Raw genomic sequence first — 9,562 nt, forward strand, 5'->3', positions numbered from 1 at the left:
ACAGGCATATATGCCTACAGACGGGGAACTCAAGAAAACGCATTAGGATCTTGGCATTTCACCGAACGAGGGAAGCAAACATTTTGTGATGTTCTGCCAGCGCCGTATCCACATCGTAGGAACGTACCGCCTCGCGCGCCCGCGCCGGGTGGCCGGGTTTTGACAGAGCAGAGTCGATGGCAGCGGCAAAAGCCGTTACGTCACCTACGGGCACCATGGGATGGTGCCCTGCATCAGCAATAATCTCCCGCAAATTTGGAGTGCAATCGGTAATAACCACCCCACAGCCGCAAGCCAGCGCCTCAATCGCTGTCGCTGTCAGGCCTTCCCATCGCGAAGACTGCAGCAACAGCTCAGAACTGCCGTAAAGTTCCGCCAAAGCGTTCGGATCGCCAACAAAGCCTAGAAACTCGACTTTTTGGTCGATACCGAGCGCCCTGCAATATTGCTTAAGCTCATCAAGCAATGGCCCTTGCCCAACTATGCGCAATCTCCAAACATGACCAGTTAACTGGGCCAATGCGGACAGCATCGTGCGGTGATCCTTTTGGGGCACAAGCCGGCCCACGGCCAGTAGCTCACGCACAGGGCCAGTCGATCCGGCAGGCCGCTCTTCGCCGGTTTTCCGCAACAGCGGGGTCACCGTGGGCCTTGGCAACAAAGTGATCTTTTTTCTTAATGCGCCGCAAGCACCGGCGAGCAACTCTGCATCGGCGGCGCCCATCACGATTGTCATTCTGCTGAGCCATGCCGTCGCTTGAAATCGCTTATGGCGCAGCCGCGCGAGCAGTCCCCGACTGCCGGGGCGAACGATGGGATTGGATATTCGTCCGACGGCCTTTGTAGGGGTGCCTAAAACTGCACAAGCAGCAAGGAGGTTGCTCTGATTGCCGGCGGAGTAGAGTATGTCCGGGCGATGCTGCCGCAGCATAGAGCGCAACGCCGGTAGTTGAGCGAGCATCGAAATGCCGCGCGACAAAGGCATCGTGGGTATCTGTCGAACGACGACATCTGAAGCGATCAGCGAAGCAAGAGAACCGTCCGTCCGGGCCATCCACAATTCCGCGCGAACACCCTTCGCTACCAGGTAATTGGCAAGGAGTATCGCTACCCTGTCCAATCCTCCATCGCTAGGTTCATATAGATATATCGCGATGAAATACGATGAGTCCAAGGTTCCTGACCCCTGCGGATGGGAAGCTATTGTCCACTGCCGTGCTGGCGATTGACAAACGAATCGAAATGCGGCTTCGCGTTATCGAAGCGCCGCTACCGGTTCAATCGGCAAAAAACGAGCAGAGTCCATGAAATTAATAATACAGATCCCGTGCCTCAATGAGGAAGATTCCCTTCCTGAAGCACTGGCCGCTCTGCCAAGACACATTCCCGGTATCGACAAAATTGAGTGGTTGATCATCAACGATGGTAGCGTTGATCGTACAGTTGAGGTCGCGCTGGAACACGGGGTTGATCATGTTGTTGACCTTCCCGTCAATCGCGGCTTGGCATATGCTTTCATGGCAGGCCTCAAACGTAGCTTGGCGGAAGGCGCCGACATCATCGTAAACACCGATGCCGACAATCAGTACAATGCCGATGATATCCCATTGTTGATCAAACCTATATTGGAACGTCGGGCACAGATGGTGATCGGCGACAGACCCATTTCCACCATTGCGCATTTTTCCTGGATCAAGCGCAAGCTGCAATGGCTCGGCACCAAGGTCGTTCGGATGGTTTCGCAGGCGGACATCCATGATGCGCCCAGCGGGTTCCGCGCGATTGCCCGCACAGCCGCTCTGGAGATCAACGTCTTCGACAGCTACACTTACACGCTGGAGTCAATCATACAGGCGGGCCTGTCCAATATACCCATCATATCCGTACCGATCCGGGTGAATGGGGAAACCCGTCCATCCCGCCTGTTACGGTCAATGCACAACTATGTCTGGCGGTCCATCAAATCGATAGCCCGAACCTTCTTCATCTACAAACCTGGGATGACATTCTTTTACCTCAGTCTTCCTCCCTTGATCACCGGCGCCGGACTGGTCATCCGATGGATGGCGCTCTTTGCAGGCGGAACCGAGCGATCACATGTGCCCAGCCTCGTCGCCGCGTCCTGCTTGCTGATGTTGGCGATGCTCATGTGGACAGCCGGGTTGCTTGGTGAGCAGCTTCTCATCAACCGTCGCATGGTACAGGATTTGCAGTTGCGTATACGCGATACGCGCGCACCGGCTTATGATGTGTTGCGGGACGGCACTGCTCTATGACGGTCTCGCCCCGTGACCTGCTCGCTCGGCAGGCGCTAGCCGAAATTCCGAAGATCCTTACATTGCTGGACCGGACGCCATTCAGCCGGACCTACGGCTGCTTTGACCGTATCTATTGGCATTACCGCATGATCGATTTTCCTTGCGGTATGAGCCAGGAATTTGTCTACCCCCTTGCGCTTGCCTGGTGCCTGAATGTCCCGAACAATCCCTATTATCAGGCCCCCGCCATCCGTGACTTTGTCGAAGCCGGCATCCGGTTTGCGGCCCGCTCGGCTCATTCGGACGGTTCTTGTGACGATTATTATCCGTTTGAACGCGCGGCAGGCGCGGCCGCATTTTCGTTGCTAGCTTGTTTAGAAGCCGCGTCACTCATCGGTTTGCAGAACGATCCGGAAATCCGGGCATTCTTCCGGAAGCGGGCCGGGTGGCTTGCAACCCATAAGGAAGCGGGTCGATTGTCCAATCACGAGGCGCTTATCGTTGCGAATCTGATCCGCATGTCGGCGCTCGACGGAGATATATGGGAGGCACCACTTCGGGCGAGAGCCGCACGGCTGCTGTCTTGGCAGGACGAGGAAGGGTGGTTCGATGAATATGGCGGTGCGGATCCCGGATATCTGAGCCTGACAATCGGCCTGCTCGCGGATAGCGACCGCCGCCGGCCGGATCTGGGCCTGCGCTCAGCCTGCCAAATGGCAATCCAGTTCTTCGCTCATTTTGTTCATCCAGACGGCACCGTTGGCGGTTCCTATACCAGCCGTGGCACTCAGAATTTCTTCCCTCACGGGTTCGAAATTGCGGGGGAATGGATGCCCGAGGCCTTGTTGGTCAACGACCGCGCGCTTGCGCTGTTCGCCGGCAACGGCCCACCATGCTATTCAGATGACCATATCATCGGCCATCATGTGTGGAGCTGGCTGCTGTGCTGGTCCGAATGGCGGACCGAGCGGGAATGTCCGGCAGAGACGCATTCGTCCGGCGCATCCACATATTTCCCACGAGCGGGTTTGGCGATCGAACACCGCGCAGACCGGTCCCTCTACACCGGATTGCGTCAGGGCGGAGCATTCCAGCTATTTTCCGGCGGTCGATTGACCTTGGCTGACAGCGGCGTATCGATCCAGACCAGCGCAAACAGGATGGCCGTGCAGCATCTGCCAGGGGATTATTCCGTGACGCGTGATGCGGATGGCTTCTCAGTGACCGGCCAAATGGCGTGGGCGAAGGCGACGCTGCTTACGCCGGTAAAATCAGTGATCTTGCGCTGCATGATGATCACATTGGGCCGCTTCTTTCCGGATATGGTCCGGCGGCTGCTGCAAAAAATACTGGTCACGGGGCGCAGGGAAGCGCCTTTTCGTTTCCACCGCACTTTGCGATGGAGCGATGGATGCCTGACGATCCGCGATGAAATATTCGCCGATGAGGGGTGGGAGAAGGTGGTGCGCATCGGCATCGGGGGTTTTCAAACATCCTCGACCACCATCATGGCGCGCGTTTGGCAGGCGAACCATCTACAGCCATGGCAGGACATGAGTCATCTCCTCGCGGGATTAAGCGCGAGTGATCCCTTGATCATCGAGCGTCAGTTGCCTCCGGGACAAACCGCCTAATGCGTAAGCTCATCAGCCTCGCCGTAAGTTTGGCGATATTGATTATCATCTGGCGCACCGTCGATGCCGACCGGGTGCTTGAGGTGTTCCGGAAATCGGACCGCCTGTGGTTGATGGCGAGTCTGCTGGCCGTAGTGCCACTCACGATCGCGACGGCAATGCGCTTTGCAATGCTCAGCCGATCACCCATACCCTTCGGTGCGTCGCTGCGGCTGATCCTCTCGGCCTCCACGCTCAACACCATACTCCCGTCCAAAATGGGCGACATAGCCAAAGGTTGGGTGCTCGCTCGCAAATATGAGTTTCCAGCGGACAGAGCGGTATCGCTGGTCGTGTTCGAAAAGATGATGGACATGGCGGCATTGCTGCTGTGGGGAATGTTGGCCTTGTTCTTGACAGCGGGCTCGGATTGGCGGCTATGGATATGCGCCGCGGGCGTAACGGGCTTGTTTCTGCTGCTTGCCTTAATGATGGCGCCCTCGCCTTCTGCCCGCCTCCCTATCTCATGGTTAATCGATCGGCTGCCCCGCCGTGTTGCCTTGCGATCAAAGACCTTCATGGATGAATGGGCGGCCATGGCAAAGTGGTTCTGGTCACGAAAGGCGCGTGCGATAGCAACCGTGCTGTTTTCCGTAGCAATCTGGGCAGGACATCTATGCCAGTTCTGGCTCTTTACAAAAGCGGTGCATACGACGGTTCCCTTAATCGACAATTTAGCTTCCGCAACACTGTCCATTCTGGCTGGATTGGTGCCCTTGACGATGGCCGGGATAGGGACCCGCGACGCAGCCATCATTCATTTTTATTCAACTTGGTTGTCGCCGGCGGCAGGAGCAGCCGTAGGAGTGCTTGCGACGTCACGCTATATACTGCCCGCCATAGCGGGAGCGCCATTCATGCGCGATTATTGGCGGAATAGAATTGAGTGAGACTGGTCATGTCGCGCGGGGTTCATCTTCACCTCTGGCTGGTTTCCGGCCTGATCCTGCTAACTCTTATGCGCTATGGCATCGAGGCGTTCGCGGCTCACCCATGGACGATGGCTGACGACGCCCGCCAGTTTTTGACCTGGGGGGCAAGGATTTCCAACCCCGCTGCCATGCCGGGCAACCTGCTGGCTGATTATTGGCAGCAGACGGCGCCTCCCCTATATCGCGGGCTACTCTATGCAGCGGACGGTTTAGGCGTGGGACCGGTTCTGCTGTCCAAACTGCTCGCATTCCCCTTGATCCTTTTCAGCGGCGGCATGGCTTGGAGATTGAGCAGATGCTTCGCCGACGATCCGCGTCTCCAGACATTTGCCACCCTTTGCATAATGGCGGCGATCATTCACAACGACTCGATTTTTTCCGGGACCCCGCGCGCCTTTGCCTCACCGATAATCCTGGTGACAATGCTGGGCATCGCGACGCAACGTCATGGATTGACGGTCGCCGGCTTGTTAACGTCGAGTATCCTTTATCCGGCCCCGGCGATAACGGGCTTGGGCATCTTCGCTTTGCAACTGTTGCGCTGGCGTTTCCCGTTGCGCCTGGCTCTGTCATGGAGAGCAATCACACTATTGGGCGGAACCGCGATGCTCGTGCTGGGCGCTGGCTTATATTTCAAGGCCGGCCTGCGAAGCTGGGGACCGACCCTAAGCCTGGATGAGGCTCGCCATATCTTCGGCCTGGCCACAACTGACGGGCGGAGCAGTATTGTGGGTCCTGAGGGCGATATCGCTTGGATCTGCTCGCCACGCATCGGTTTCCTGCCCGCGATCGTCAATTGCCAGGGCAATTGGGATCCCCGTCTGCTGCTCAACGCTTGCCTGACGATTGTGCCGATGATTAGCCTATGGATTGCGTGCGGGCGTGAATGGAAGAGATTGGGCACCGGCCAAGCCAAAGTAGATCCGGTTTGGAGGCTGTTCCCGAATAGTTTGGTCTCATCCCTGATCTGTTACGTATTTGCCGCGCAGTTCGCATTCGCCTTCCACTTGCCTGCCCGATACAGCCAGCCTGTACTGTTGATCATGGGCAGCCTTGCTCTGGGGTTATGGATCGGGCGGTTCTGGGTGCGGATCGAGAATCGCCTTGCCTGCTCCCGCCCAGTCATCCGATCAGGGCTGCTCGGCATGTTCATCCTAGTCGGCCTCGCGATTTTTGCAACGCCGAAGATGCGGCTGAAACATCCGCATCATACCGATCTTATCGCACTGATCGCCAGCACACCGCCAAATACAGTCATCGCCGGCGTCTCCGATGACCTCGACATGGTGCCCGCCGAAACTGGCCGCGCAATTTTGGCAAGTCCTGAGCATGACATACCCTATCACCGCCGGTACCACCGGGAGAGTCAGGCTCGATTGCGTGCCTCCATGCTAATGGGCCAACTCACCCACTCGACCGCCATGGCGGCTTATGTGAGGCAGTACAAAGTCGATTTGCTCGTTTTTGACCGACGCTTTCTCGAAACCGGAATGTTGCCCGAAAGCTACCGGTCTGTCTTACGGCCCCCGCATCGCTCAAGCCCTTCATTGGACGGGATAGCCGCTCTGCGGGCGGACTCGTGTCGAGTGATCGAAACGCGACAATGGGTGGCAATTTTCACAACCTGCATCTGAAGCTTGCTTAGATTTTTGACGAATTTTTTCAGGATCGCTATGGGACGTCTTCATGCAAGCGCCAAGCATACCCTCGCGGGCAGTCGTTTTCCTATTTAACCACGATGCCGCCCATCAGGTCCCTCATACGGCGGGCATTTTACGAGCGCTGGTGATAGGACGGCCTCAATTACCCATAGTGTGCGCCTTCGGCACCGAAGCAATTGCCCAAAGCGTTCGTGCTATTGTGGGTGCCGAAGCTGCTTCAAATATCATTTGGTTTGATTTGGCGCTGCCCCGGATTGGACCTATCATGCGTATGGTGAACCGGATTGCACCCAGCGAGCGGCTGGCCCGTCTGCAACATCATTCGGCTGCTCTGAAAAACGCATCGTTGATCATCAGTCCCGAACGCACCTGCCTGTATCTCAAGCGGAAATGGAAGGGCGAAGGTCCCAAGATCATCTTCGTTCCTCACGGCGCAGGCGATCGATCGGTGACTTATCATCGTGAAATGGCCGAGTTCGACGCTATGCTGGTTTCCGGTCAGAAAGTGGCCGACGAAATGATACGCCACGGCCTTGCCGATCCAGAGTCGATAGCGATTATCGGCTATCCCAAGTTCGATTCAATTGACACGAGCGCCAGGCGGAACTTTTTTGACAATGAACGCCCCACCTTTGTCTACAATCCCCATTTCGACCCTCATTTGTCTAGTTGGTACAGGCATGGGCATAGCATAATTAACTGGTTTGCTTTCGGCCCCGGCAGAGACTTCAATCTCATTTTCGCTCCGCACATTATGTTGTTCCGAAAACAATTTCATATCTCGTTGGAATACAAGGTAGCAAAGAGGCGGCCTGATTTGAATCCGCAGTGGAACGATATGTCTAATATTCATATCGACGTAGATAGCTTCCGTCTATATGACATGAGCTATACTCTTAACTCAGATGCCTATATTGGTGATGTGAGTAGCCAAATTTATGAATTCATCTATCGACCACGTCCGGCATTCTTCATCGACACGCATAATCGGAAGGACCATTTAGAGCCTGCCTATCTGTCATGGCGCGCCGGAGACGTGGTCCACTCTCCGGCCGAGCTTTTTACCTACCTTCCTATGTTTCGGGAAAGAGGCACATATTATCGGCAGCGGCAGAAAGAAATTTTCGATTACACAATGTCAAGCGCGCCCGAAACCTCATCTGAAAGGGGGGCGCGTGCAATATTGTCGTGGATCGAGAAAGGGTGGTTTGATGACGACAATCAGTCCGCCCCTATTTATAATCTTTCCAGCTGAAGCAATCCTGGCGAGGGGCCAGGCGGGGGAGCATCCGGCAAAAACGCGAAACCGCTGGCGCTCCGCTCCTTAGGCTCTTTCTGTTGTTGAAAGCATTGAGAGAGATGCCAAGAGGCGGCCGATTTTCCGATTAGCCATGCAAGCTGGGGAAGGAGGTCAACCTAGATGCGGCCATATTTCTGGAGATTAGGTCGGCGTGCGATTAATGTGCAACATAGCCCGCGTCCTTGAGATAATTCCAGCACTGGTCGGGCGAGTAGAGTTCGCAGATTGATCCGACTGCCTGCCATAATGCGTCGACGGTCCGGACCTTGGCTTTTCGCGAATGAGCCTTGAGCTTTGCGAAGGCCATTTCTAGGGGATTGAGGTCTGGACATTCCTTGAGGCTGGCAGCGGCCTTCTCGCTTTTGTGGCTGGAGAGATTGTCGAGGATCACCATGTCGCCCGGCTGGAGCGTCGGCGCCAGCTGGGGTTTCGACATAGGCCTCGAAGATGCGCCGGTTCATAGGGCAGTTGATCACCCAGGGCGCGGTCAGGCCATCCTGGCGTAGTGCGGCGATGAAGGTCTGCGTTCCCCAGTGGCCGAAGAGGGCTTTCATTCTCAACCGCTGACCACGGCGCACGGCCCAGCAAAGGGGTCATCTTGGTGGTTGTCCCGGTCTCATCGAGAAAGACGAGCCGTTCCGGGCGTTTTTTTCATCCACGGCTGGCGGTGCGCTCGCGACACCCGCCACGCACGGGCGATGTCAGCGCGATCGGTCTCGCTGGCCAGTAGCGTTTTTCTAACGGTAAAGCCCTGATGGATCAGCAGCCGCGACAGCGAGGCAGGATGGACTTTCACCCCGCGCTTAGCCAAAAGCCGCGCTGCCAACTCGGGTATCGTTATCTCGCCATCGGCATCCACCCAGTCACCAACGCCTCGATATGGGATCAAAGCGATCCGCTGCCCGCTGGCCGGCCCTGTCGGGTAGGTGCCAGTGAGCCCGTTCTCGCCTTGCGTTGCGCCAGGCGAACCGCAGTCACCGCGCTCACACCAAAGCGTCGCGCCGCTGCACGGCATGATTGGCCATGCGCAATCTCTGACCGACCTGAGACATAGGTGACGTTTTGTACCGGACACATGGGTAACACCTCCCCCATGCAATTGCATGGGGGAGGTGTTGGATGCCGTGGAGGGAGTGTTCGGTAATGGAGGAACGTCTTCGTTTCGTGGCCCGGCTTCTTGACGGGGAAGGGATGAGCGATGTGTGCCGGGCGTTCGGCATTTCGCGCAAGACCGGCTACAAGATCTGGGGCCGCTATCAGCAGGAGGGACTTGAGGCGCTCACCGACCGCTCGCGGCGGCCGGTGCGCTATGCGAACCAGCTGCCCGGCCAGATCGAGCGGCTGATCGTCGAGACCAAGCGCGGCAAGCCGCATTGGGGCGCCCGCAAGATCAGGGAGCTGCTCGTGCGCAAGCTGGCGGGCGATGTGCGCATACCCGCCAAAAGCACGGTCCACGCAGTGCTCGACCGCCATGGCCTTGTGCGTCAGGCTCGCAAGCGGAACCGGGCGAACAAGGCCGTGGGCACGCCGCTGTCGCAAGCCACCGCGCCCAACGATCTGTGGTGCACCGATTTCAAAGGCGAGTTCAAGCTCGGCAATGGCCGCTACTGTTACCCCCTGACGGTCTACCGACCAGGCCTCGCGCTATCTGCTCGCCTGCGAAGCCCTTGAGTCGACAAAGGAGCAGCCGGTCATCGAGGCCTTCGCGCGGCTCTTCAGGGAACGGGGGCTGCCGCAG

The 9,562-nt window shown here is 57.1% G+C and carries 7 protein-coding genes and 1 pseudogene; 6 read left to right on the forward strand and 2 right to left on the reverse strand.

Going from position 1 to position 9,562, the window contains the following annotated elements:
* Positions 1-58: 58 nt before the first annotated feature.
* A complete protein-coding gene (locus tag HNQ99_RS04535) occupies positions 59-1,120 on the reverse strand; it encodes a glycosyltransferase (protein WP_246414517.1) in 1,062 nt (353 codons plus the stop codon).
* 184 nt (positions 1,121-1,304) lie between these two features.
* Between HNQ99_RS04535 and HNQ99_RS04540 the strand changes: the two genes are divergently transcribed.
* Genes HNQ99_RS04540 through HNQ99_RS04560 form a run of 5 tightly spaced genes read left to right on the forward strand, consistent with a single transcriptional unit; the run spans position 1,305 to position 7,779 of the window.
* Entirely contained in the window at positions 1,305-2,276 is a 972-nt protein-coding gene (locus HNQ99_RS04540; RefSeq protein WP_184474463.1) for a glycosyltransferase family 2 protein, read from the forward strand.
* On the forward strand, positions 2,273-3,892 hold the full coding sequence (locus HNQ99_RS04545) for a hypothetical protein (protein ID WP_184474464.1): 1,620 nt from the start codon (positions 2,273-2,275) through the stop codon (positions 3,890-3,892). Before HNQ99_RS04540 ends, HNQ99_RS04545 begins: the two co-directional genes overlap by 4 nt.
* Positions 3,892-4,821, forward strand: a complete 930-nt coding sequence (locus HNQ99_RS04550) for a lysylphosphatidylglycerol synthase transmembrane domain-containing protein (protein ID WP_184474465.1) — start codon at positions 3,892-3,894, stop codon at positions 4,819-4,821. Before HNQ99_RS04545 ends, HNQ99_RS04550 begins: the two co-directional genes overlap by 1 nt.
* An 8-nt stretch (positions 4,822-4,829) precedes the next feature.
* Entirely contained in the window at positions 4,830-6,497 is a 1,668-nt protein-coding gene (locus HNQ99_RS04555) for a hypothetical protein (RefSeq protein ID WP_184474466.1), read from the forward strand.
* Positions 6,498-6,549: 52 nt separating this feature from the next.
* Positions 6,550-7,779 carry a hypothetical protein gene (locus tag HNQ99_RS04560; protein WP_184474467.1) on the forward strand — a complete coding sequence of 410 codons (1,230 nt, stop codon included), beginning with the start codon at positions 6,550-6,552 and terminating at the stop codon, positions 7,777-7,779.
* A 202-nt stretch (positions 7,780-7,981) separates the two neighbouring features.
* On the opposite strand, the pseudogene HNQ99_RS04565 reads toward HNQ99_RS04560, so the two are convergent.
* Positions 7,982-8,901, reverse strand: a pseudogene (locus tag HNQ99_RS04565) (IS630 family transposase).
* 42 nt (positions 8,902-8,943) lie between these two features.
* On the opposite strand from HNQ99_RS04565, the gene HNQ99_RS16435 reads away from it, so the two are divergent.
* Positions 8,944-9,495 (forward strand): helix-turn-helix domain-containing protein, encoded by a 552-nt coding sequence (locus tag HNQ99_RS16435; protein ID WP_221232575.1) that lies wholly within the window; start codon positions 8,944-8,946, stop codon positions 9,493-9,495.
* Positions 9,496-9,562 lie beyond the last annotated feature (67 nt).

The organism is Rhizorhapis suberifaciens, assembly GCF_014200045.1.
Taxonomy (GTDB): Bacteria; Pseudomonadota; Alphaproteobacteria; order Sphingomonadales; family Sphingomonadaceae; genus Rhizorhapis; species Rhizorhapis suberifaciens.